The sequence below is a fragment of the Shewanella abyssi genome (assembly GCF_023284025.1).
Lineage (GTDB): Bacteria > Pseudomonadota > Gammaproteobacteria > Enterobacterales > Shewanellaceae > Shewanella > Shewanella abyssi.
Genome location: NZ_JAKIKR010000040.1, coordinates 17,841 through 41,191, shown reverse-complemented (window position 1 = coordinate 41,191; position 23,351 = coordinate 17,841). Strand labels below are relative to the sequence as shown.

The 23,351-nt window shown below is 46.1% G+C and carries 21 protein-coding genes and 2 pseudogenes; 12 read left to right on the top strand and 11 right to left on the bottom strand.

The window, feature by feature from the left end; all coding sequences use genetic code 11:
* Positions 1-11: 11 nt before the first annotated feature.
* Complete coding sequence (locus L2755_RS15990) at positions 12-740, bottom strand: sulfite exporter TauE/SafE family protein (RefSeq protein ID WP_248981678.1); 729 nt, start codon at positions 738-740, stop codon at positions 12-14.
* 92 nt (positions 741-832) lie between these two features.
* Positions 833-1,147 carry a met regulon transcriptional regulator MetJ gene (gene metJ / locus L2755_RS15985; protein WP_020914530.1) on the bottom strand — a complete coding sequence of 105 codons (315 nt, stop codon included), beginning with the start codon at positions 1,145-1,147 and terminating at the stop codon, positions 833-835.
* 210 nt (positions 1,148-1,357) lie between these two features.
* Here metJ and metB point away from each other — a divergent pair, with 210 nt between their 5' ends.
* From metB to L2755_RS15940, 9 genes and pseudogenes are all read left to right on the top strand, one after another.
* Positions 1,358-2,518 (top strand): cystathionine gamma-synthase, encoded by a 1,161-nt coding sequence (metB, locus tag L2755_RS15980; protein WP_248981677.1) that lies wholly within the window; start codon positions 1,358-1,360, stop codon positions 2,516-2,518.
* 15 nt (positions 2,519-2,533) lie between these two features.
* The gene (locus L2755_RS15975) at positions 2,534-4,927 is read left to right on the top strand and encodes a bifunctional aspartate kinase/homoserine dehydrogenase II (protein ID WP_248981676.1); all 2,394 of its coding nucleotides are present in this window, start codon (positions 2,534-2,536) and stop codon (positions 4,925-4,927) included.
* 247 nt (positions 4,928-5,174) lie between these two features.
* Positions 5,175-6,065: a methylenetetrahydrofolate reductase gene (metF, locus tag L2755_RS15970; protein WP_248981675.1), complete on the top strand. Its 891-nt coding sequence runs from the start codon at positions 5,175-5,177 to the stop codon at positions 6,063-6,065.
* Between the two features lie 33 nt (positions 6,066-6,098).
* A pseudogene (locus L2755_RS15965) lies at positions 6,099-6,218 on the top strand (methylenetetrahydrofolate reductase); the annotation flags it as partial.
* Between the two features lie 36 nt (positions 6,219-6,254).
* Positions 6,255-6,368, top strand: coding sequence for a methylenetetrahydrofolate reductase (locus L2755_RS15960; protein ID WP_374702359.1), 114 nt, complete (start codon positions 6,255-6,257; stop codon positions 6,366-6,368).
* Between the two features lie 36 nt (positions 6,369-6,404).
* Positions 6,405-6,518, top strand: a complete 114-nt coding sequence (locus tag L2755_RS15955) for a methylenetetrahydrofolate reductase (RefSeq protein WP_428847805.1) — start codon at positions 6,405-6,407, stop codon at positions 6,516-6,518.
* Between the two features lie 33 nt (positions 6,519-6,551).
* Positions 6,552-6,671 (top strand): annotated as a pseudogene (locus tag L2755_RS15950) (methylenetetrahydrofolate reductase); the annotation flags it as partial.
* Between the two features lie 128 nt (positions 6,672-6,799).
* Positions 6,800-7,168, top strand: a complete 369-nt coding sequence (locus tag L2755_RS15945) for a GFA family protein (RefSeq protein WP_248981674.1) — start codon at positions 6,800-6,802, stop codon at positions 7,166-7,168.
* Positions 7,169-7,180: 12 nt separating this feature from the next.
* The gene (locus tag L2755_RS15940; protein ID WP_248981673.1) at positions 7,181-7,429 is read left to right on the top strand and encodes a cysteine-rich CWC family protein; all 249 of its coding nucleotides are present in this window, start codon (positions 7,181-7,183) and stop codon (positions 7,427-7,429) included.
* 258 nt (positions 7,430-7,687) lie between these two features.
* Here the strand turns inward: L2755_RS15940 and L2755_RS15935 are convergent, their stop codons facing one another.
* From L2755_RS15935 to uvrA, 4 genes are all read right to left on the bottom strand, one after another.
* Positions 7,688-9,523: a DEAD/DEAH box helicase gene (locus L2755_RS15935; protein ID WP_248981672.1), complete on the bottom strand. Its 1,836-nt coding sequence runs from the start codon at positions 9,521-9,523 to the stop codon at positions 7,688-7,690.
* A gap of 226 nt (positions 9,524-9,749) precedes the next feature.
* A complete protein-coding gene (locus tag L2755_RS15930; protein WP_248981671.1) occupies positions 9,750-10,706 on the bottom strand; it encodes a M28 family peptidase in 957 nt (318 codons plus the stop codon).
* A gap of 95 nt (positions 10,707-10,801) precedes the next feature.
* On the bottom strand, positions 10,802-11,107 hold the full coding sequence (locus tag L2755_RS15925) for a hypothetical protein (protein ID WP_248981670.1): 306 nt from the start codon (positions 11,105-11,107) through the stop codon (positions 10,802-10,804).
* A 19-nt stretch (positions 11,108-11,126) separates the two neighbouring features.
* On the bottom strand, positions 11,127-13,967 hold the full coding sequence (gene uvrA / locus L2755_RS15920; RefSeq protein WP_248981669.1) for an excinuclease ABC subunit UvrA: 2,841 nt from the start codon (positions 13,965-13,967) through the stop codon (positions 11,127-11,129).
* Positions 13,968-14,232: 265 nt separating this feature from the next.
* Here uvrA and L2755_RS15915 point away from each other — a divergent pair, with 265 nt between their 5' ends.
* Together L2755_RS15915 and ssb are read left to right on the top strand one after the other, a co-directional pair.
* On the top strand, positions 14,233-15,600 hold the full coding sequence (locus L2755_RS15915) for an MFS transporter (protein WP_248981668.1): 1,368 nt from the start codon (positions 14,233-14,235) through the stop codon (positions 15,598-15,600).
* 32 nt (positions 15,601-15,632) lie between these two features.
* Positions 15,633-16,310: a single-stranded DNA-binding protein gene (gene ssb, locus L2755_RS15910; protein WP_248981667.1), complete on the top strand. Its 678-nt coding sequence runs from the start codon at positions 15,633-15,635 to the stop codon at positions 16,308-16,310.
* Between the two features lie 271 nt (positions 16,311-16,581).
* Here ssb and L2755_RS15905 read toward each other — a convergent pair whose 3' ends face one another.
* Positions 16,582-17,316, bottom strand: a complete 735-nt coding sequence (locus L2755_RS15905; protein ID WP_248981666.1) for a substrate-binding periplasmic protein — start codon at positions 17,314-17,316, stop codon at positions 16,582-16,584.
* Between the two features lie 541 nt (positions 17,317-17,857).
* Here L2755_RS15905 and L2755_RS15900 point away from each other — a divergent pair.
* Positions 17,858-18,301, top strand: coding sequence for a hypothetical protein (locus tag L2755_RS15900; protein WP_248981665.1), 444 nt, complete (start codon positions 17,858-17,860; stop codon positions 18,299-18,301).
* Here L2755_RS15900 and L2755_RS15895 read toward each other — a convergent pair.
* The 4 genes from L2755_RS15895 to L2755_RS15880 all read right to left on the bottom strand — a co-directional run bounded on the left by L2755_RS15895 (position 18,298) and on the right by L2755_RS15880 (position 23,292).
* The gene (locus L2755_RS15895; protein WP_248981664.1) at positions 18,298-19,329 is read right to left on the bottom strand and encodes an aldose epimerase family protein; all 1,032 of its coding nucleotides are present in this window, start codon (positions 19,327-19,329) and stop codon (positions 18,298-18,300) included. The genes L2755_RS15900 and L2755_RS15895 overlap by 4 nt on opposite strands.
* A gap of 100 nt (positions 19,330-19,429) precedes the next feature.
* Positions 19,430-20,587, bottom strand: a complete 1,158-nt coding sequence (gene galK, locus L2755_RS15890; protein WP_248981663.1) for a galactokinase — start codon at positions 20,585-20,587, stop codon at positions 19,430-19,432.
* Between the two features lie 184 nt (positions 20,588-20,771).
* Positions 20,772-21,803: a UDP-glucose--hexose-1-phosphate uridylyltransferase gene (locus L2755_RS15885; protein WP_248981662.1), complete on the bottom strand. Its 1,032-nt coding sequence runs from the start codon at positions 21,801-21,803 to the stop codon at positions 20,772-20,774.
* Between the two features lie 67 nt (positions 21,804-21,870).
* Positions 21,871-23,292: a solute:sodium symporter family transporter gene (locus L2755_RS15880; RefSeq protein ID WP_248981661.1), complete on the bottom strand. Its 1,422-nt coding sequence runs from the start codon at positions 23,290-23,292 to the stop codon at positions 21,871-21,873.
* Positions 23,293-23,351 lie beyond the last annotated feature (59 nt).

Sequence of the window (23,351 nt, the reverse complement as noted above, 5' to 3'; positions counted from 1 at the left end):
TTTGCGTTAGGTTAACTGAGTTCGATAACCGACTTAATCGTTAAGATAACTGCACTGAAACTACATAAAACCAGAGTGAAAACTCTGGTTTTTTGTTTATCGACCCTGCCGACCAATCTGCCAGCAACAACATAGCCCAGTATTACTGCGGGCAATAGTATTATCGATGCCCACAAATGCTCCAGTTTCAACAGCCCTGCAAACCCTAAAATAATCAATGCAATCATTGAACTGAATATAAAGAAGGCTGACAAAGCAGCTCTAAATTGGCCAGCATCTTTACCCGCGAGCAATATCGCCAGCGGTGGTCCACCTATGGCGGCAATGTTGCCAAAAATGCCAGAGAGGACCCCTGCAATAAACAGACTTAAACGGTTAACCGGAATATTAAACTTCAGCAGGCTAAAGCCCACGGCGAGTGCCACGACAAAGGCTATTGCCAGGCCGAGAATAGGCTGAGGGGCTATAAAGATAAGCGTAGCCCCTAAGATACCGCCCGGAATACGTCCCAGTAGCGCATATTGCAACCCATTGAACTCAAGCTGACCACGCTCTCTAAAAAGCGTTAAAACGGCTGTAGAGAACCCCATCATAATGACTGATGCTGGCACTAGGGAGGGCTCGATAATATATAATAGCGGGCTAGCGATGATCGCTAAACCAAAGCCAATTAGACTCTGAGTGAGTGCACCACAAAATATAATGATTGAGGCGAGAATGAGCGTGCTTGGGTCTAACATTTTACTACCTAGTGCTAATGATGGTTATTTTTCCCGAGCTAAAGCAAACAAGGACCACTATAGCGGTCCTTGTTTACATATACTTAGCCTGTCTACTCGAGCTCTTCCCACTCAATGCCCATCTCATCCATCAAGCGTTTAACTTCCGCTGGCATGCTATCAGGCTTATCTTTTGAAAGATCACCGTCATTTGGCAGCGGTTGTCCTGTGTAAGCGTGTAGAAACGCCTCACAGAGTAATTCGCTATTGGTGGCATGACGTAAGTTATTCACTTGGCGGCGTGTACGCTCATCGGTAAGCACCTTGAGTACTTTCAAAGGAATAGAAACAGTAATTTTTTTTACTTGCTCATTCTTTTTTCCGTGTTCAGCATATGGGCTGATATAATCGCCGTTCCACTCAGTCATTGACTCACCTGTAATTTTTAAATGCGGGGCAGATTTTAACCCGTTATACAGCACAGTCAAATTATTGCCTCTATTTTATGACAAATGCAAATAGATTTCTAAATGTTCGGACGTCTAAACGGCCAAAAGTGATTGACTAGGGTGAATTGCTTAGGTACATTTAGACGTCCAGACATCCTAAATAAGAAAAACAAGCAAGAGGAGTAGTACATGACCGAGCGTAAACTAGCCACTGTAGCGGTGCGCCAAGGCATTGAGTCCGATACCCAGCACGGTGCGGTTGTACCTCCGATCTATCTTTCTACAAATTATTCTTTTGATGGTCACAAAAATCCAAGAGATTTCGATTATAGCCGCTCAGGCAACCCCACTCGTTCAATCTTAGGCTCAGCTATTGCTGAGCTAGAAAAAGGCTGCACTGGGATAGTGACTTGTACTGGAATGGCTGCAATAACTTTAGTGACGAGTTTACTGGGTCCCGATGACCTGTTGGTGGTACCTCATGATTGTTATGGCGGTAGTTATCGTTTATTTGTCAATCTGGCGAAAAAAGGTCAATTCAAACTTGAGGTAGTCGATCAAACCGATACCGCAGCATTGGCGATAGCCATTGCTAGAAAGCCTAAAATGGTGTGGTTAGAAACGCCGTCAAACCCATTGTTAAGGGTTGTGGATATTGAAGCGATAAGTGCAGCCAGCCACGAAGTGGGTGCGCTTGTTGTCGCTGATAACACTTTCCTATCGCCAATGTTGCAACAACCTTTACTGCTTGGCGCCGATATCGTGATCCATTCGACCACAAAATATATCAATGGCCACAGTGATGTTGTCGGTGGTGCTGTGGTGGCGAAAGAGGCTGAACTGGGCGAGCTGTTGCATTGGTGGTCAAATACCTTAGGTCTGACGGGCGGTGCATTCGATAGTTATCTTACATTGCGCGGAATTCGAACACTTGCGGTGAGAATTCGCCAACATCAGGCGAATGCGCAGCGGATCCTTGATACTCTTAGCCGTCATAGCGCGGTTGATAAAATTTATTACCCAGGGCTTAAAGATCACCCCGGTCATAAAATTGCAGTCAAGCAGCAAAAAGGCTTTGGGGCGATGCTCAGCTTTGAATTAAAAGGTGGTGAAGAGCAATTAGTCGCTTTCTTAAAAAATCTTAATTATTTCTCTGTTGCAGAAAGCCTCGGAGGGGTAGAAAGTCTAGTGGCTGTGCCTGCAACCATGACGCATCGAGCGATGGATCCTCAGGCACGTGCTCAAGCAGGGATTAAAGACACCCTTATTCGTCTTTCTGTTGGTATTGAAGATGCTGATGATCTTGTTGCCGACATAGAAGCTGCGCTCAATGCAGCTGTCGCTTGTTAATTAAAGGGGTTTAAGATGGCACGTTGTCACTTACATAAATTTGGTGGCTCCAGTTTAGCTGACGCAGACTGCTATCGTCGCGTTGCACATATTCTCCTGACTCATGGTCACAGTGACGATCTTGTGGTGGTTTCTGCGGCAGGAAAAAGCACAAACTTTTTATATCGATTGCTGGAACTGAGCACCACTAAACAGTTGTGGCAAGAAGAGTTACAAACGCTGATTAGTTTTCAGCAAAGACTGATAGAGCAGTTACTGTCGAATGAGCAAGCTCGTTCGCTAAGAGAGCGCCTTTCAAACGATAAAGCGCAACTGATCAGCTTGTTATCATTAGTACCTATCAACGATTACCAAAGCAGCCAGGTGGTTAGTTTTGGCGAGCGTTGGTCATCTCGTTTACTGGCAGCTTTATTGCGAGAGTCAGGTGTGGCAGCGTCTGATGTCGATGCGCGTACCCTGCTGATTGCCGATGAAGGCGCAGTGCCGCAGATCCGCTTGCAAGACTCTCGTCAAAGAGTACAAGCCCTCATTGAAGCCCATCCCAATGAACGGCTCATTATCACCGGCTTTATCTGCGCCAATGACAAGGGTGACACTTTATTATTGGGCCGTAATGGCTCCGACTTTAGCGCCACGCTAATCGCCAGCTTAGCGGATATTGAGCGGGTAACGATTTGGACTGATGTTGAAGGTGTATTTAACGCCGATCCTAATAAAATAAATGATGCCAAACTATTGAGTAGCTTATCGTTAGACGAGGCTAACCGGCTGGCACATTTAGGCTCGCCGGTATTGCACAACCGTACCCTACAGCCGCTGTTTGATACTGAAGTCAGCCTTGCTGTGCGCTCAAGTTATGCATCACATACTGACTTTACCTTAATCGCCCCTAAAAGCTCTTCTGCTAGCGCGCCCGTGGTGACTAATCTCAACAGCGTGTCACTGTTTAATATTCAGTTGGACGGGGCTTTCTCTGCATTGCTCAATTTGTTAACTGATTCGGGATTATACCCTCTAGCGCATTGGTCCCTTGGAAAAAAGCGGGTTGAACTCACCGTTACTGTTGAAAATCAAAAGCAAGTACAAGCGCTGCTCGATGCTAATGGCGAAGCGTTAGGTATTACCGATATTCAAATTAGAGACGATTATGGTCTTGTTGCGTTAGTCAGTGCCGATGCCGATCTTTATCGCCGCGGTTTTGCCAGGTTACTCAGCCGTAATGCCCGTCCGCTGTTTAATGACGGTATGAGCTTGGTGACGTTAGTGCCGCAATCGCAAGTCAACTTATTAACTCAAAAAGTACATCGTCGCTGTGCAGGCCCACGCAAGCGCATTGGCGTATTGCTCTTGGGTGTAGGCAACATTGGTGAAGCTTGGATAGAGCTATTTAACGGCGCCAGAGCGGCTTTAAATAAAGAGCTTGAGGCCAGTGTCGATCTTGTCGGACTCGTTAGCTCTCGCAAAGCGTTAATTAGCGATAGGGGGATTGCACTGGATTCTTGGAAGGCGGTATTTGAGCGAGATGCATCGCCTTGGCAGTATGGTCACTTGTTTGATGAGCTACAAGAGCTTGAGTGTGATGAAGTTGTCGCGCTTGATATTAGTGCCAGTGCAGATCTAACTTTGCAATACCCAGAATTTTTTGCCCGCGGTATTCATGTTGTGAGTGCCAATAAGCTTGCAGGCTCTGGGCCACTGCCTTTTTATCGTGAGTTAAAGCTACAGCTGGGTAATCGTCGCTTGTTTTGGCGTTATAATGCCAGTTGTGGAGCAGGTCTGCCGGTACAGCACGCCATCAATGATCTGCATAACAGCGGTGACAGTATTGAAGCCGTTGGCGGCATTTTTTCAGGTACCTTATGTTGGTTATTTGAAAACTATGATGCAGCTAGACCCTTTTCAGAGCTAGTGGTTGAAGCGCGAGGGCTAGGGATCACAGAGCCAGATCCCCGTGATGATCTATCGGGTCGAGATATGCAGCGTAAATTGCTCATTTTGGCCCGTGAGATTGGCTTAGAGATCGAACTTGACGACATCGAGCTCAAGTCATTGGTGCCTAAGCATCTTGCTGAGCTGCCGTTAGCGCAATTTTTATCGCGTATCGATGAGCTAGATGAAGATATGTTGCAGCAGTATTTAGCCGCAGTCGAGCAAGATAAAGTGCTTAGATACGTCGCTGCGCTAGATAGAGTCGACGGCAAATTAAAGGCCGAAGTGAGTCTGCAATGGGTTGATAACAATCATCCTTATGCCAACTTAACCCCTGGCGATAATGTGTTTGTTATTCGCAGCAAGTTCTACCAAGACAATCCACTGATCATTCGTGGACCAGGAGCTGGAAGACAGGTGACGGCCGCCGCGGTGCAATCTGATCTTGCTCATATCTGCCGAGACCTACTACAGGAGTAGGCGGTAAAGTTGCTTAAAACAGCTTAAATAATAGATGCATGTCAGTTACGCTGGCATGCATTTTTTTGATCTAAGGCCTAGGCATTCGGTTTATATCGATACATTTTACTGTCTCAAGAAAAAAACTCACTTGCCTGCTTTTTACACTTGACTTCAATCTCAGTTTCTCTAGTATATGGACATATAGACGTCCAAACGTCTATATCGAAAATTGTGAGACTAACGAGTTGAAGTAGAGGAAATAGAAATGGGCTTTCATCATGCACAACATGCGACATCATTGAACCAGAGCTTATCTGAGCTTAAAGATGATATTAACGTTTCTTTTGAATTCTTTCCGCCTTCAACTCCTGAGATGGAAAAACTGTTGTGGAACTCTATTCGCCGCCTTGAGCCACTGAACCCTAAATTTGTGTCTGTTACTTACGGTGCAAACTCGGGAGTTCGAGATCGTACCCATGGGGTGATTGAACGGATTCAAAAAGAGACGGATTTGCTGGCTGCGCCGCACTTAACGTTGGTTGATGCCAGTGATGAAGAGCTAAAAGAGCTGGCTAAACACTATTGGAATAGCGGCATTCGTGACATCGTTGCACTGCGCGGCGATCTGCCAGAGGGCAGCGCGAAGCCTACGCGTTTCGCTAATGATCTCGTGCGTCTTTTACGCTCTGTGGCAGACTTTGATATTTCTGTTGCGGCTTACCCAGAAGTGCACCCTGATGCTACTAATGCTCAGGCGGATCTCATCCACCTTAAAAAGAAGATCGACGCCGGTGCTAACCGTGCCATCACTCAGTTCTTCTTTGATGTTGAATCCTATCTGCGTTTCCGTGACCGCTGCGCTGCGGCAGGAATCGATGCTGAGATTGTTCCAGGTATCCTACCAGTGACTAACTTTAACCAAACCAAGCGTTTTGCGGCCATGACCAACGTATCCATTCCAAGTTGGTTACACCGCCAATTTGAAGGCCTAGAAGATGATGCGACAACACGTCAGATGGTCGGGGCTAACGTGGCGATCGATATGGTAAAAGTACTGTCGCGTGAAGGGGTTAAAGATTTCCATTTCTATACGCTAAACCGTGCAGAGCTGACCTATGCGATTTGCCACACTTTAGGTGTTCGCCCTGGTAAGTAATCAGCTGTAGATCAAGCGCTAACGTTGCAGATATTGGACATGGTTAAAGTCTTATCGAGGGAAGGGGTTAAAGATTTCCATTTCTATACGCTAAACCGTGCCGAACTGACCTATGCGATTTGCCACACTTTAGGGGTTCGTCCAAGTAAGTAAGTCACAAGTAATGAGCCAACGTTTCGAATATCGGACATGGTTAAAGTCTTATCTCGGGAAGGGGTTAAAGATTTTCATTTCTATACGCTAAACCGTGCCGAACTGACTTATGCGATTTGCCATACATTGGGTGTTCGACCTGGTAAGTAAGTTGTAGATCAAGCGCTAACGTTGCAGATATCGGACATGGTTAAAGTCTTATCGAGGGAAGGGGTTAAAGATTTTCATTTCTATACGCTAAACCGTGCCGAACTTGCCTATGCGATTTGCCACACTTTAGGCGTTCGTCCAAGTAAGTAATCAGCTGTAGATCTAGCGCTAACGTTGCAGATATTGGATATGGTTAAAGTTTTATCTCGTGAAGGGGTTAAAGATTTCCATTTCTATACGCTAAACCGCGCCGAACTGACCTATGCCATTTGCCACACCTTAGGGGTTCGTCCTGGTAAGTAATCACTTTTAGTTTAGCGTGAATAAACCAATAGCCTACTAGCTAGTCTATTGGTTTTTTGGTAAATGGGCTTCGTTAATACGAGCCCTTTTTGTTACATTAATAGTTCGCTGAGATAAAAGGGGATTTTATGACACAAACACATAGCGCTAGCTGTCATTGTGGTGCGGTTAGGCTATCTCTTAATCTACCTGATGGCGTTACCGATCTGCGCCGCTGTGATTGCTCTATGTGCCGGCGCCGCGGCACTATAGTGACCTCTGCCGATCTTAAAGGTCTAGAAGTAGTTGCGGGTAAAGATAAATTATCGTTCTATCAATTCAATACTCTGACGGCTAAGCACTATTTTTGCAGTATCTGCGGAATATATACTCATCATCAAAGGCGCTCTAATCCGAACCAATTTGGCGTGAATGTTGGCTGTATCGAAGGCGTTAACCCCTATGAATTAACCCAGGTTACTATGGTCGACGGGGTAAACCATCCAGCGGACCGATGAGGAAAACATAATATGATGAAAGCCGATCCTTCCATTTGTCCGCGGTGCCAGTCTCAAAATGGCTGTTCAGTATTGCAGGGTAAGAGCATTGAGCAGTGTTGGTGTAGTACCCAAGCATTCCCATCGAAGACGGTACTTGCTAGTGCCATGGGTACTGAGCGAGTAAATCAGTTATTGGATGCTAAGTCTTGTTTGTGTCAGGCATGTATCAAAGCCTTGAAGCTGGAAGAGGAAAATCGACAGTATAAGAGGGTTGATTAAAGCGGGTTACAGCTTGGTATAACAGGATGTTGCTACAAATAATTTACTGAAAATTAGATAACAAAAAAGGAGCCATGGGCTCCTTTTTATGTCTGGAACATTTATGTCAATTTTCCACGGATGGATAAAAATTGACTTTATGTCTGGAACATTTATGTCAATTTACCACGGATGGATAAAAATTGACGTTATGCCCACAACAGTTATGTCAATTTCTAATTCATAGAAACTGACATCATTCCGTTATCTTTTGCGAAATTACTCGCCTGCTGGACCTTTACGGTGCGGCTTTCTGTCGCCGGCAGGTTTGCGAGGACGACGTGCAGGACGGCTATCGCCACCTGAAGTGTTCTCAAACGTCTCGCCTGCAGCTTCGCGAATATTCAATGGACGGCCACATACACGTACTTTTCTAAGGTGCTCAAGTACATCTTTTGGCATTCCGTCAGGAAGATCAATGGCAGTGACGTGGTCAAACAATTGGATTTGACCAATGTAACGGCTGTCGATGTTTGCTTCGTTAGCGACTGCACCAACAATGTTACCAACACCAACACCATTCTCACGACCTACATCGATGATATAGCGACACATCTTAACATCTGGATTGTCCTTCAATGAATCAGCTAAACCGATACTTGACGGTGTAGGACGAGATTCACGACGTGGACGGTCACCACGCTCACGAGGAGCACGGTCATTACGATCACGAGAGTTACGGTCATTACGATCACGAGAGTTACGGTCATCGCGGCTATCGCGCTGACGCTCATGAATTGATGGTAACTGAAGTGGACGATCTTTCTGTACTTGCTGCAGAAGTGCTGCTGCAAGAATGTCAGTATCGACCTCTAGCTCTTGACATAGTTTTGCTACAGCACCTTTCATGAAGTCTAAAGAGTCTTTAGCTATCACTTCAGAAATTTGCTCACCTAAGCGAGAAAGACGACGCTCGGTCACTGTCTCTGGGCTAGGTACATCCATTGGCGAGATACGGCTGTTCGTTGCACGTTCGATAGTGCGCAACATACGCATCTCTCTGTGTGTAACGAAAAGAATCGCCATACCAGTACGACCAGCACGACCAGTACGGCCGATACGGTGAACATAAGCTTCAGTATCATATGGGATATCGTAGTTTACTACGTGTCCAATACGCTCAACGTCAAGACCACGAGCCGCAACGTCAGTGGCGATGATGATATCTAACTTGCCACGCTTAAGCTGATCAACAGCACGTTCACGTGCTTGTTGGTTCATATCACCATGTAGAGGTGATGAAGCATAACCGCGGGCTTCTAACTTTTCAGCTAGCTCAACACAGCTGTTACGAGTACGAACGAAGATGATAATACCTTCGGTCTTCTCAACTTCTAGAACACGTACTAGTGCTTCTAGTTTGTTGTGCTGTGACACTTGCACAAAACGCTGCTCAATTGTTTCAACAGTAGTGGTTGTTGTTGCAATTTTAACGTGTACAGGGTCAGTCAAATATTTGTTAGCAACACGCTTAATTTGCTCAGGCATAGTTGCCGAGAATAGCGCTAGTTGGCGTTGCTTAGGAGTATGCTCTAGGATCCATTCGATATCATCGATGAAGCCCATTTTTAGCATCTCATCGGCTTCATCAAGCACCATCGCTTTAAGCGAATCTAGCTTAAGAGTGCCACGACGCATGTGGTCCATAACACGGCCAGGAGTACCGACAATGATTTGTGGTCCACGACGTAGTGCTGTTAATTGCTGTTGTATGCTTTGTCCGCCGTAAATAGGCAGAACGTGCAAACCAGGGGTGAATTTTGCGTAACTTGCGAAAGCTTCAGCAACTTGAACGGCAAGTTCACGTGTTGGTGCAAGTACCAAAATTTGTGGAGCATGAATCTTTGGGTCAACGTTGTTTAGTAGAGGCAGCGCGAATGCACCTGTTTTACCCGTACCTGTTTGAGCTTGACCTAAAATATCTTTACCCGCCATGAGAGGATCGATACTCGCAGCTTGGATTGGTGTTGGTTTTTCGTAACCGAGCTCGTCAAGAGCACGCAACAAAGGCTCGGATAGACCGAGTTCGCGGAAAGTTTTTTCATTGGATGACATGGGTTGTAGCCTTGTGGAATAGCAAGCGCAATAATTACGCTTGGGTTTATAGACAGAAAATCAACCCCGTGTCGACTTCCCGCACCGAAACATTTATCAGTAAGCCGATTATTATAGCAGGGTGCAATTGGTATTACCATTTAATGCTGCTATTTTTCTTAATAACTAAGCAATATGTAGGCCAATTAGTAGTTTAGCTAGGAGTAAAAACAAATAAAAATGGCTTTTAAGGGCTATATTGAAGCAGAAAACTATCAATTATCAGTAGTTGGTAAGCAGATTCGGCCACAACAGCAACAAAACTAATATCTATTTTATCTGTTGTATCACTGGGTTGATGATAATCTTTATGTGTTGGCACTCCAAAGTAAAGCCAAGGGATCCCCGCCTTGTGCATAGGGTAATGATCTGACGCCCTCAAAAAATCAACGCTGATGACACTGCCATCGAATGCTCTAGGGTGTCGGGTTTTAACGCAAAGTTGGTTTGACTGCGTCATAGATTGTTGCATCAGTTCATATGAGTCAAAGCGCCTTGCTCCTTCAATATAGATAGCCTTGCGTCTATCGGGACGACCTATCATATCCAAATTAATCACCAGCTCTATTTGAGATGTCTGCGGCAGAATGTTCTTTTTTGCAAACGTATCGACGAGGGCATAACCGCCATGCAAGCCTGGTTCTTCTGCATCAGTGGCCACAAAGAGTAGGTTGACATCAGTTGCTTGAGTGGCTGCGTGCTGAGCTATTTGCAGTAAACCTGATACCCCAGAGGCGTTATCATCAGCGCCATAATAAATACGTGACCCTTTGCTGCCGAGGTGGTCATAATGGGCCAGCACAACCCGCCATTGGCTTGTCGGTTTATGGGCTAATACGACTCCAGCAATATTTATCCCCAGTTGGTCAGAAAACGATGCTGAATAACTGAATGGATGCTGGTAGTCGCCTTGCCACGGCTCAAGACCTATCTGCTGAAAGCGACTGATTAGATAGTGTCTGGTTAAGGCTGCTCCCTCGGATCCTGTATCTCGTCCAGTAAATTCATCAGAGGCAAGTTGGCTAATATCAGCACTGATCTGTGTTTGCTCAGCCCAAGTAGAGCGTGGCTGTTTATTACAGTGAGGAGCACTGCTACAAGCAATAAGACTTGCGCAAACAACCGCCAATAATAAGCCCCGCATGCAACTCCCTATGCTTGTCTTTAGATTATGCCAGCAAAAACAACTGGCTCATTACCTTTAACCCTACATAGATAGTTTTGCTATAGCGACTGTTTTTACTCACTTGGTTGCTCATTTGGTAAGCGTGTAGGCGATGGTGGTTTTAACTTGTATTCGCTAGTTCCCGAAAATAAACGCTGTTTTACACCAACATTGACCAGCGAGTGCATCTCAAGGTTACCCACGGGTAACAGGGCTATGGATCCATCGGCCAATGCGATAGTACTGCTTTGCTGATCACTGTTGATCACTCGGGCTTTGGTTGATCTACATTGACCAAATAATGGGTCTACCACGGCCATAATGAGCAGGCCTAGTGTAAACACTAGGCCTGTGGTTAATAAAATATTACTACTGGGCATTTAAGCTAATCGGTCTCTTTTATTTTGCTAACAGCGGCTTTAAGAAGCGTGCGGTATGAGATTGAGTATTTTCAGCAACCTGCTCAGGAGTGCCTGCAACCAAGATTGTTCCACCACCAGAGCCCCCTTCAGGACCGAGATCGATGATCCAATCAGCAGTCTTAATCACATCCAAATTATGCTCAATGACCACAATCGTATTGCCATGGGATTTAAGGCGGTGCAATACATCAAGTAAGAGCTGGATGTCTGCAAAGTGCAAACCCGTGGTAGGTTCGTCCAATATGTACAGCGTCTTACCTGTGTCACGTTTAGACAGCTCTTTCGCTAGCTTTACCCGCTGGGCTTCGCCGCCAGAAAGCGTGGTCGCGCTTTGCCCTAAACGGATATAGGACAAGCCAACATCCATGAGTGTCTGTAACTTACGCGCCACCGCCGGGATCGCATCGAAGAAGGGTCTTGCTTCCTCTACCGTCATCTGCAGCACTTCGTGGATGTTTTTACCTTTAAAGCGTACGTCTAACGTTTCACGGTTATAGCGTTGCGCCTTACAGTCATCACAGGGCACATAAACATCGGGTAAAAAGTGCATCTCCACTTTAATCAGTCCATCACCTTGGCATGCTTCACAACGTCCGCCTTTGACGTTAAATGAGAACCGCCCTGGTAGATAACCGCGAGTACGTGATTCCTGGGTTGCAGCAAACAGTTCACGAATTGGGGTGAAAATCCCGGTATAGGTCGCGGGGTTAGAGCGCGGTGTACGGCCAATTGGACTCTGATCAATATCGACTACTTTATCGCAATGATCCATACCGACAATACTCTTGTAGGGTGACGGCTCATCGACGGTTGCACCGTTTAACTCGATATGGGCGATTTTATAAAAGGTGTCGTTGATTAGGGTCGATTTACCTGAGCCGGAAACTCCGGTAATACAAGTGAACAGTCCGACAGGGATCTGTAAATCTACATCTTGTAAGTTATTACCTGAGGCGCCAAACAGCTCGATTACTTGCTCAGGATTAAATTCGGTTCGTTCCGTTGAAATGTGGATCTGTTTTTCACCGGATAAGTATTGGCCAGTAATAGACTCTTTACACGCCAATAAATCTTCAACAGTGCCTTCGCCAATGACTTGGCCACCGTGCACACCAGCACCGGGGCCAATATCTATCACGTGATCAGCCATGCGGATAGCATCTTCGTCATGCTCAACCACAATCACGGTATTACCGAGATCGCGCAGGTGAATAAGGGTTTGCAACAAACGCTCATTATCACGCTGATGTAAGCCAATAGAGGGCTCATCTAATACGTACATCACGCCCACAAGTCCGGCGCCAATTTGGCTTGCTAGACGAATTCGCTGGGCTTCGCCGCCCGAAAGGGTATCAGCAGAGCGAGATAAGCTAAGGTAATTTAGACCGACATTCACCAGGAAGCCTAAACGATCGCGCACCTCTTTTAAGATCTTATCGGCTATTTGCGCACGCTGGCCTGTTAACTCGAGCTTGTCAAAATAGTCCATGGCTTCACCAATAGACCAATGCGTTAACACGGGCAGGTTTAGATCATCAATGAAAACGTTACGTGCTTCTTCACGCAAGCGTGAGCCACCACAGCTTTTGCAAGATTGAGTATTAACAAACTTGTGGAGCTCATCGCGTACCGCATTAGATTCTGTTTCGCGGTAACGTCTATCCATGTTATTTAAAATCCCCTCGAAAGGGTGATTTCTGACGACGACATCGCCGCGGTCATTAATGTATTTGAACGCAATGCTTTGGGTGCCTGAGCCATAAAGGACCAATTTTATAACATCATCCGTTAGCTGCTCGAAGGGTTTTTCGATATCAAACTTGTAGTGATCTGCTAACGAGGTGAGCATTTGGAAGTAATAGAAGTTACGTCTATCCCAGCCTCGAATGGCACCACCTGCCAGCGACAACTCGGTATTAGTTATCACTCTTTCTGGATCGAAATACTGCTGAACGCCAAGACCATCACAAGTTTGGCAAGCCCCTGCGGGATTGTTGAACGAGAAGATGCGCGGCTCAAGCTCGGCCATAGAGTAGCCACATACCGGGCAGGCAAAGTTAGCCGAAAAGACATGCACTTCTGCTTTAGCGTTACCTTCAACTGGATCCATACTGGTGATTTTGGCAATGCCACCGGATAGCTCGAGTGCGGTTTCGAATGACTCAGCTAAACGCTGCTTAATATCATCACGGACCTTAAAGCGATCCACTACCACTTCGATAGTGTGTTTTACGTGTAGGTCGAGCTCTGGTGGATCGGTTAAATCCCACACTTCACCGTCAATGCGAGCACGGATATAACCCTGCGCCGACAGGCTCTCGAGTAGCTTTACGTGTTCACCTTTACGAGCGTTAACCACTGGCGCAAGTAGCATCAGGCGGCTGCCTTCGGGCATCTCAAGTACTTTGTCGACCATTTGGCTGACGGTTTGCGCTGCCAACGGTTCGCCATGGGTAGGGCAGCGCGGTTCGCCGACTCGGGCAAAAAGCAGTCTTAGGTAATCATATATTTCGGTAATGGTACCCACGGTTGAACGTGGGTTGTGAGAGGTCGATTTTTGCTCGATAGAAATAGCGGGGCTTAAGCCTTCGATGTGATCAACATCGGGCTTTTCCATCAAACTTAAAAACTGACGTGCGTAGGCCGACAATGACTCTACATAGCGTCGTTGCCCCTCTGCATACAAGGTATCGAATGCCAAAGAGGATTTACCTGAACCCGATAGCCCGGTGATAACAATTAGTTTATTACGGGGAATGGTTAGGTTGATGTTTTTAAGATTGTGGGTTCGAGCGCCACGTACTTCAATATATTCCATCTAGCGTTCAGATCTCAAAGCCGAAAAAAGTGGTTAAGTATCTCACAAATTTGTCTATGGCAATAGACAAAGTAAGTGATCAATTGTAGGGGGGAATAACGAGTTTGCTACGTTTATAAGGAAAACCAAGCGAGCATGGGACTTCGCTGGAAACATCCCAAAAGGTGGTATCACTATACATCTTTTACTTTTCCTTTTGGGCTAATGAAAAACTTCGTGGTAGACTGCGCGACTTATTTAGAGTTCACTGATCAGGGCGGGGGCAATGGCCAATAACGGACTTTCAAAAACTGAGAAAAAGGTCGCGTTTTCTTTAGCCAGTGTATTTGGCTTGCGCATGATGGGTCTATTTATGATCATGCCCGTCTTCGCACTTTATGGGCAACATCTAGAAGGCTTCTCACCATTATGGGTGGGTATTGCTATTGGTGCCTATGGCTTAACGCAAGCAATTCTGCAAATCCCTATGGGGATCTTATCTGACAAATATGGTCGTAAACCTATCATTTTGATTGGCTTACTGATCTTCGCTCTCGGTAGTCTTGTTGCCGCTAATGCTGACACCATTTATGGCGTAGTGGCTGGGCGTGCCATACAAGGTATGGGCGCGATTGCCGCCGCCGTACTGGCATTAGCCGCTGATTTAACCCGTGATGAACAACGTACTAAAGTGATGGCCATTATCGGCATGTGTATTGGATTTTCCTTTGCACTGTCACTCTTAGTGGGTCCCATCGTTGCCCAGCACGTAGGCCTATCAGGTCTGTTCTTTATGACCGCTGGCTTAGCTGTTTTAGGCATGCTAATCGTCCAGCTATTAGTGCCAACCCCTATTTCACAAGCACCAAAAGGTGACACCGTCGCTGCACCTGAAAAGCTGCGTCGCATGCTGGTTGATCCGCAACTGTTTAGACTGGATGCGGGCATCTTTATTCTGCACCTAGTGCTAACAGCGGTGTTTGTCGCGCTTCCATTAGACTTAGTCGATGCAGGATTAGTCAAAGAGGAGCATTGGATGCTGTATTTCCCAGCATTTATGATCGCTTTCTTCTTAATGGTGCCGCTGATTATCATTGGCGTTAAGCGCAACAATACTAAAGCGATGTTTCAAGTTGCACTATTGATCATGATGGTCGCACTGGGTTCGATGGCACTATTTGCCGACAACCTGACGGTATTGGCTATTGCAGTGGTGTTGTTCTTTACCGGTTTTAATTACCTTGAAGCTTCTCTACCGAGCCTGATTGCTAAGTTTTGTCCGGTAGGTGATAAAGGCTCAGCCATGGGCGTATATTCTACCAGTCAGTTTTTAGGCGCATTTTGCGGTGGCTTATTAGGCGGCGGCGCCTATCAGCTCGTTGGCGCGGAAGGGGTGTTTGCGGTTGCGTTAGGTTTAATGGGCATTTGGTTTTTACTCACTTTTGGTATGCAAAATCCAGTGCTTTTGAAGAGTTATACACTAGAGGCCGATGTCAGTGATAGACAGGGCGCAAAAGTAATGGCAACAGAGCTGTCAGCGTTAACTGGCGTCGCTGAAGCCATAGTGGTACTCGAAGAGAAAGTGGCTTATTTAAAAGTAGATGACCATTTCGATTTGAGAGAAGCCAGAGCTGTGTTAGGCTCTGTCAATTAGTGAAAAATTTATAAATATTGCAGGAGATTTCAATGGCCAGTCGTGGTGTCAATAAAGTAATTTTGGTAGGTAATTTAGGACAAGATCCTGAAGTTCGTTACATGCCGAACGGCAATGCCGTAGCCAACATTACCGTGGCGACAAGTGAATCTTGGAAAGATCAAAGTGGTCAAAAGCAAGAGCGCACAGAATGGCACCGCGTAGTGATGTTTGGCAAATTGGCCGAAATCACAGGTGAATACCTGCGTAAAGGTTCTCAAGTTTACCTTGAAGGAAAACTACAGACACGTAAGTGGAAAGACCAAAGCGGTCAAGATCGTTACAGCACTGAAGTTGTTGTCGATCAAGGCGGTCAAATGCAAATGTTAGGTGGTCGTGGTCAAGGTCAAGGTCAAGCTCCTGGTGCACCAGCACAAGGCGGATACCAGCAACCACAACAGCAGCAAGCGCCGCAACAGGGTGGTTATGCACCTAAGCCACAGCAAGCAGCTCCTCAGCAAGGTGGTTATGCACCTAAGCCACAGCAAGCAGCTCCTCAGCAAGGCGGTTACCAGCAACCACAACAGTCAGCTCCACAGCAAGCGGCTCCTGCTCAAGGTGGTTATGCACCTAAGCCTCAGGCTGCACCTCAGCAGCGTCCTGCTCCGCAGCCACAGCAGAATGTGACTCCAGATTTGGATGACGGTTGGGATGACGATATCCCGTTCTAGGAAACGTATAATGTAAAACTGTAAATTTAAAGCTCAAACCATATATGAACCCAGCATAAAAGCTGGGTTTTTTATCAGGATTTTATCTTAAAGGTGAAGGCTGCAACTTAGTTTAAATGAGTTAAGCTAATAAGTACGTTGGGTCGATCCGGCGTGTGGTTGAGAAAGCGCGTTAACTTATAATGCTTAACGTAAAAGCCGAGCAACAATGTTCGGCTTTTTCATATGGGCTCTACGGCAGTGGTCGTTACTGTTGTAGTTATTGCAGTCGTTACCATGGCTCGATATGGTATTTATCTAAAATGGCTTGATATTGACCTGATTGCTTGATGTTTTCTATCCCTTCAGCAAACTTATCCTGATAGTTATTTTCGAGGTCTTTATGGCTAAACCCCACGTAGAGAGGAGTGGAGATCCCTTCGCTTCCGGCAAACTTAATATCCTCAGAGTAGCCAAATGCCTTTGCGGTGTGTGCTATCACATACCTATTTCCCAGTAACACATCGACTCGATCTTTTCTAAGCAGGTTTAAGTTGGTCTTTAAGGGGGTTTCACCGGAGGCTCGATAACTAGAAGTGCTTTGTTTTAGATATTGATTAATCTTGTCGCCATAGTCATAACCTAAAATACTGGCAAGCGCCTTACCCTTAAGATCGGTAAATGCTGAGTATTGCCAGTCATTGGAGCTATGCACGTAAAAGTCATTGCTGTACTGGCCTAGCGCTATATTAGATGTTTGCAATTTAAAGCGTTCAATATGTTCAGCTGAGACTGCCAGCACCGCATGAATTCGGTCTCTCTGCGCCAGCCTTAGGGCTCTTTGAAAGGGAATGGTTTCAAACTTAGCGCTAACGCCGACGGTTAAAAATGCCTGTTGAGTCAGTTCAACTAAATAACCTGAATCGTCAGCACAGATGTAGGGGCACCAGATATCAGATGCAATAACTATCTGCTCAGCTTGGGCCGAAAAACTTAAGCTCAGAAGGAATAATAATTTCAGCTTCAAAATAGTATCTGTAGCGCTTTTGGATGATGAATGACCCCGCAGTCTAACAAAGAAAAGCTGCAGACGCTGGTAAATTCACTGTGCATAACTCGTGTCAGGCTACCTGTTTAGCTTGGGATTAAATAAAGAGTTTCACTCAGAGGTGGAATGTAGAGACAGGTTTTTAGCCTGACATCATTCTGTCATGTTGTCAGAACACTATGTAGTTTCGAATTAATGCAAATATACAATTTTAACGTGCCATTCAAGATGTTGATATAAAGATGGTTTTTTGTTATCCACCCTATTGTTCGAATTTATTCGTAGATAAAAACTTGAATAACGACGGCTTTGAACTAAATTCGATAATAGCAGCGAAATAGCTGAATTATGTTTCAATCAGTTCATGCTAATTCCACATATTCTGCTACTGAAATATAGCAATAAACTGCCAAGATATGGCTGAAATCTCAATGTGAGCCATTGAGTAAACCGAAGTAAATGACAGTAACATTTACTTTATAAGTTTTGGGTATGTGTTGATTTAAGGGCATTGGCATATATGTATAATTCGTCAAAAAAACCTGTTTGGTACGGTGAGCTGGTAACGTCTCGTGGTAATACGGTGATCATTTATGATAAACAATTCCCTGAGGCATCTGCAGGTAGAGTTTACTTTTATAATACGACTCGTGACGCCATTATTGAGTATGCGGAAGGGATTGTTAAGCCCAATTTACATGAGTTATCAGGTGCAGCATTAGCGACTGCAGAGGCAAATTTTGGCGCTGCTTGGAATGTTGCTCGAGATGTATTTATGGAGCAGCATTCTGGCTGGGTAGAAGCCAATAATCCCAAAGCTAGTGTGGTTAAAAGAGCTAAACCTGAACCCATTATTGAGCCTGAAGCTGAAGCTGAATCCGAAGCTGAGTCTGAGTTAGAAGCCGAGTCGACTGATGAAGTTGATTTTGACCGAGGTTGGTCAAATGACGATTTTGATGACTAGGCGTCGCGATCAAATTGATAACGGCTGATATGGTGATAAATTTCACCAGGTCGAATTAATCCATCACCGGCAATTTTGGCTTGGTTAGGCGCATCGGGTACTTGTTGAGGTTCGATACACAGCCCTTGATATTGCGCTAACGGCTGTTGATTTTTCCCTATAGTACCCTGTAAACAGTTAGCTCCGTACACCTGAACACTGGGTTGATTGGTATAGAGGGTCATGCCACGGCCACTTACCGTAGAGCTTAAACGACCGAATCTTTGTAGTTGCGGCTCAGTTTTGGGTAACAGGTAACAATGATCTATCCCTGATGTGGCTGTAAACTCTTCTGCGCCTATAAACGACTGTAAGGGTTTGGCTTGTTGCAGATCGAGCGCAGTATTACGGCTGTCGCATATTTGTGTGGGTACACCTACGTCATTCATCGCTAGGTATTGAGTAGCATCAACTTGTAGGGCGTGTTGCAAGCTACTGCTGCTGCCATCCAAATTAAAGTAACTATGCTGCGTAAGGCTTATTGGGCAGGTTTTATCGGTACTGGCAAGCATCTCTACGTAGAGGTTATTGCCCACCAGACGATAATCTAACTGGACAGTGCACTTGCCGGGAAAGCCCATATCACCATCGGCACTGACTAAGCTTAAGCGAACTCCATCAGGCAGCTGACCTAAATGCCAGTGCTTGCGACTGAAACCCTCTTTGCCACCATGTAGACAATTGCTGTCCTGATTGATATCGAGCTGGTATCGCTGACCATCAGCGGAGAATTGTCCGTTGGCAATGCGATTGGCATAGCGGCCAGCAATTGCGCCTAAATGTGCATCTTGCGCTAAATAGTCACTGACACTGTCACAACCTAAAACGATATTGCCACGCTCGCCATCTCGGTCTGGGGTCCACAGCGAGCGGATGATACCGCCTAAACTCAGAACCTCTAACGCTATGGTGCCGTTATCTATTCGAACCCGTTCAATTTGGCCACCACGGGGATCGATCCAAGGGTCTAGAGGGCGAAAACGTACCATGATAGTTTATCCTTGTTAAAAGATTACAATGTTCTATTTTGTGACTAACATTTTGATTTGGCAAGATGAATACGTATTCTAATCCGTGTTCCGTTAGTGCTTAGTTATCCAGTCGTTTGGCGCCATCAGAGGCGGAGCATAGATAGATAGCGGCTTCTATGCCGGTTTTTTCTAAATACTTATTTTCAACAGCGGCCACAACTGCATCAGTTAGCTCATGATCAACGAGGGCGACGACACAACCACCAAAGCCCCCCCCCGTCATCCGTACACCGCCTTTTTCGCCAATGACCTTGGATATGATCTCTACCAGAAAATCGATTTCAGGCACGGTGATCTCAAAATCATCACGCATAGAGATGTGTGACTCGGCCATCAATGTACTTAGCTGGGGTATATTGCCAGATTCCAGCGCCCATGCGGCATTTTGAGTTCGGCGATTCTCGGTGATAACATGTCTTGCACGTCGATAACAAACATCGCTAAGCTCATTTTTTGCCGCTTCAAGCGCTGTGAGTTCAAGGTGACGCAGCGAATCTAATTTGAAGTGTTGTGCGACTTGTTCACACTGTTCGCGGCGCAGGTTGTACTCAGACTCAACCAAACCACGCTTAACATTAGAGTTAATAATAATCAGGCTTAAATTATCGGGAATGCTTACTGCTTCACTATCGAGATCGAGGCAGTCGATTAACAATGCATGATCTTGCTGACCTAGCGCACTTATCATCTGATCCATAATGCCGCAGGCGCAACCGACGTAGTGATTTTCGCCCCGCTGTGCCAGCTGGGCGATAGCCAGAGGCGACAGTCTAATCTGGTTCGCGTCATTAACTGCAGTACCAAAAGCGACCTCTAACGCGGCAGAAGAGGAGAGGCCTGCACCGAGAGGAACATTACTGACAATGGCCAAATCGAGCCCTTTAGGAGCCAAGCCTGATATCGCCATAGCGGCACTAAAACCTTTAAGGTAATCAGCCCATTCTATTGATTGTGGCGTATCGCCCTCTTCACCGAAGGTCCACTCTTTCATCTCACCGGGAAAGGCATCTGAGACTGCGCGGAATTTGTTATCCTCACGACGCTTTATGGCAATAATGGTGTGAAAGTTAATCGCCGCTGGCAGCACAAAACCGTCATTGTAGTCGGTATGCTCACCAATTAAATTGACTCGTCCTGGAGCCGCATAGAGCGCATCAGCTAGAGTGCCGAAAGTTTGTACAAAAAGCTTATTGGCTCGTTGAGCTGGATTGGACATGGTTTACTGTTCCGAAAGTTGGCTATCACTATCTAGATGGCGGCGTACAGTCGCTTGCTAATCAAAGTGTATACATCGATTACTGGGTTACTCTGCCGCTGAGTTGTAATATTCACGTTACTAACTTTGCATTCACTTCATTAACTTTATATCACGACAGTACCTCATGTGTAACTGAGTTTTTCTATTGATTTTCATAGTGAACCTCTGACTGAGCCCGCAGCAGGCTTGCTGCTTGCTCTGGGGTTAGGTCTCGCTGAGTTTCTGCCAGCATCTCATAACCTACCATGAATTTCTTTACATCGGCACTGCGTAGCAGTGGGGGATATACATGTCCATGCAACTGCCACTCTGGATGAGCTTGCTTGTCAAACGGTGCGCCATGCCAGCCCATAGAGTAGGGGAAGCTGGTGTTAAACAGATTGTCGTAGCGTGTCATCAGTGACTTCATAATGGTCGCTAATGAAACTTGCTGGCTTGCAGTTAGTTTGTCTAAATGGGAGACCGTAAAGCGCGGTAAAATGAGGGTTTCAAATGGCCAAGCTGCCCACCAAGGCACGACCACTAGCCAGTCTTCATTGCTGACGACGACTCGCTCTGCGTTAGCGATCTCTTTTCTGGCATAGTCCAGCAGCATCTGCCGTTGGTGACTTTGATAATAGGCTAATTGAGTACGGGTCTCGGTGACGGCCTCATTAGGCAATTCGCTTACCGCCCATATTTGGCCATGGGGGTGTGGGTTTGAACAACCCATGGCAGCGCCCTTATTTTCAAAAACTTGCACCCAAGGATAGTGTGCTCCGAGCTCGCGGACTTCTTTTGCAAGACACTCAAATACCGCGGTGAGTTGGGCAACAGAAAGCTTAGGTAGCGTATGACTATGATCGGCAGAGAAGCAGATAACCCGACTGGTACCCGTGACGGATTGTAACCTAAAGAGTGGATCATCTTGCTGCGCGGCGGGTGTATCAGCCGTGAGCGCAGCAAAATCGTTGGTGAAGACAAATGGTAAGCTATATTGAGGATTTTTTTCGCCACTAATTCTACTGTTTCCAGGGCAAAGATAGCACTCTGGATCGTATTTTTGGGCGCTGGTAACCGTCGTTGACTCCCTTTGTCCCTGCCAGGGACGCTTTGCTCGATGTGGCGAAACCAATAACCACTGTTCGGTTAATGGATTAAAACGTCTGTGGGGGTGGTCGTCACGATCAAACATCTAAAGAGTCCTTCATAATATGCATTTAACAGGGGCTGTGATGCACAGCCCCTGAGATTGTTTGCTGTTAGCTAGCGGTGAGCGGAGTGATGTCTTGTTGTGGTGAGAATACAAACCGACTCAAGAACAGCGTGACTAAAATGGTTGCCGCGAGTGTGATAGCCATCATGTGGATAAAGTGCAGCGGGCTCCAAACAAAGGTAAACACCGCATAAACCAACACACCAAATACTAAGCCGACTTTAATCGCCTTGGCACTGACATTCTTAAACACTAGCGCGCAGATAAATGCCGCCAGCACCGGCATGGAGTAGAGTCCATTTAACTTTTGCAGCAAAGAGATAATACTCTTGGATTCGGCAAATACGGGCACCAGCAGTAACGCAATGACGGTGAACACTAATGCCACTCGAGTACCGATTTTTCTGACATCGGCCTTCGGGTTTATGTAGTTCTGATGAATATCGCAGGTATAGAGGGCTGCGGCTGAGTTTAAGCAAGAGTTGAACGAGCTCAATACCGCGCCCGCCATGACTGCGGCAAAGGCTCCTGACATCCAGCTCGGCAAAATATCACCGACCAATCGACCGTAAGCTACATCGCCCACATCGCCGTAGAGTTTGTAAGCCACAATGCCGGGTAACACCACGATAATAGGAATGATCAGTTTCATTACCACTGCTGCATAGAGGCCTTTTTGCGCTTCTTCAACAGACTTTGCTGCCAATGCGCGCTGGGTGATCACCATGTTGGTGCCCCAGTAGAAAATTTGAATAAACACCATGCCAGTCAGCAAGGTATGCCAAGGAATATCGGATTGGTCGTCACCTATCAAGGTTAATCGTTCAAGCGGTACCCCAGAGAGATCCCAGTTGACGGCATTGAGCGCCAAATATGACACCAAAATGCCCATCAGCAATAGGCCAATACCGTTAAGGCTGTCTGAAATGGCAATGGCTCTTAATCCACCAAAAATGGCATAGATGGCGCCGACAACGGCAAAGATCACCGCCAAGGCAATGACAGATATAGACAGGCCAAACATGGATTTCATAAATAGCGAACCTGTGTAGAGCACTACAGGCAGCAAGATGAAGGCATAGCCGAGCATAAACAGCACCGACACCATGGCACGAATGCCTTTGTCGTTATATTTGCGCTCAAGTAATTCGGTGGTGGTGGTGCAATTGTACTTGTAGTAAATCGGAATAAGCCACTTTGCGAGAATGATTAGTCCCACTGCCGCGGCGATCTCCCACCAGGCTACTAACAGTGCTTGCGCGCCGTTCATGCCCACTATCTGTTCGGCGCTGATGTTGGTCATCATTAGCGATCCCGCCACCACGACCCAGCTTAAGCCGCCACCGGCAAGAAAGTAGTCTTTGCTGTCGCTAGTGTCGCGCACTATTTTGCGGCACTTAAGGTAGGTAATAAATCCGACTAATGACGTTAAGCCAAAAAATATGACTAATTGAATAACTTGTTCCATGTCTATCCTTTATTATTAATATTTCACCCTAGGCCATATTAATCACTGACTTTAGATGC

Excerpts from the sequence above, each read along its gene's own strand:
- L2755_RS15990 (WP_248981678.1), bottom strand. The coding sequence starts at position 740 with ATGTTAGACCCAAGCACGCTCATTCTCGCCTCAATCATTATATTTTGT.
- metJ (WP_020914530.1), bottom strand. The coding sequence starts at position 1,147 with ATGACTGAGTGGAACGGCGATTATATCAGCCCATATGCTGAACACGGA.
- metB (WP_248981677.1), top strand. The coding sequence starts at position 1,358 with ATGACCGAGCGTAAACTAGCCACTGTAGCGGTGCGCCAAGGCATTGAG.
- L2755_RS15975 (WP_248981676.1), top strand. The coding sequence starts at position 2,534 with ATGGCACGTTGTCACTTACATAAATTTGGTGGCTCCAGTTTAGCTGAC.
- metF (WP_248981675.1), top strand. The coding sequence starts at position 5,175 with ATGGGCTTTCATCATGCACAACATGCGACATCATTGAACCAGAGCTTA.
- L2755_RS15960 (WP_374702359.1), top strand. The coding sequence starts at position 6,255 with ATGGTTAAAGTCTTATCTCGGGAAGGGGTTAAAGATTTTCATTTCTAT.
- L2755_RS15955 (WP_428847805.1), top strand. The coding sequence starts at position 6,405 with ATGGTTAAAGTCTTATCGAGGGAAGGGGTTAAAGATTTTCATTTCTAT.
- L2755_RS15945 (WP_248981674.1), top strand. The coding sequence starts at position 6,800 with ATGACACAAACACATAGCGCTAGCTGTCATTGTGGTGCGGTTAGGCTA.
- L2755_RS15940 (WP_248981673.1), top strand. The coding sequence starts at position 7,181 with ATGATGAAAGCCGATCCTTCCATTTGTCCGCGGTGCCAGTCTCAAAAT.
- L2755_RS15935 (WP_248981672.1), bottom strand. The coding sequence starts at position 9,523 with ATGTCATCCAATGAAAAAACTTTCCGCGAACTCGGTCTATCCGAGCCT.
- L2755_RS15930 (WP_248981671.1), bottom strand. The coding sequence starts at position 10,706 with ATGCGGGGCTTATTATTGGCGGTTGTTTGCGCAAGTCTTATTGCTTGT.
- L2755_RS15925 (WP_248981670.1), bottom strand. The coding sequence starts at position 11,107 with ATGCCCAGTAGTAATATTTTATTAACCACAGGCCTAGTGTTTACACTA.
- uvrA (WP_248981669.1), bottom strand. The coding sequence starts at position 13,967 with ATGGAATATATTGAAGTACGTGGCGCTCGAACCCACAATCTTAAAAAC.
- L2755_RS15915 (WP_248981668.1), top strand. The coding sequence starts at position 14,233 with ATGGCCAATAACGGACTTTCAAAAACTGAGAAAAAGGTCGCGTTTTCT.
- ssb (WP_248981667.1), top strand. The coding sequence starts at position 15,633 with ATGGCCAGTCGTGGTGTCAATAAAGTAATTTTGGTAGGTAATTTAGGA.
- L2755_RS15900 (WP_248981665.1), top strand. The coding sequence starts at position 17,858 with ATGTATAATTCGTCAAAAAAACCTGTTTGGTACGGTGAGCTGGTAACG.
- L2755_RS15895 (WP_248981664.1), bottom strand. The coding sequence starts at position 19,329 with ATGGTACGTTTTCGCCCTCTAGACCCTTGGATCGATCCCCGTGGTGGC.
- galK (WP_248981663.1), bottom strand. The coding sequence starts at position 20,587 with ATGTCCAATCCAGCTCAACGAGCCAATAAGCTTTTTGTACAAACTTTC.
- L2755_RS15885 (WP_248981662.1), bottom strand. The coding sequence starts at position 21,803 with ATGTTTGATCGTGACGACCACCCCCACAGACGTTTTAATCCATTAACC.
- L2755_RS15880 (WP_248981661.1), bottom strand. The coding sequence starts at position 23,292 with ATGGAACAAGTTATTCAATTAGTCATATTTTTTGGCTTAACGTCATTA.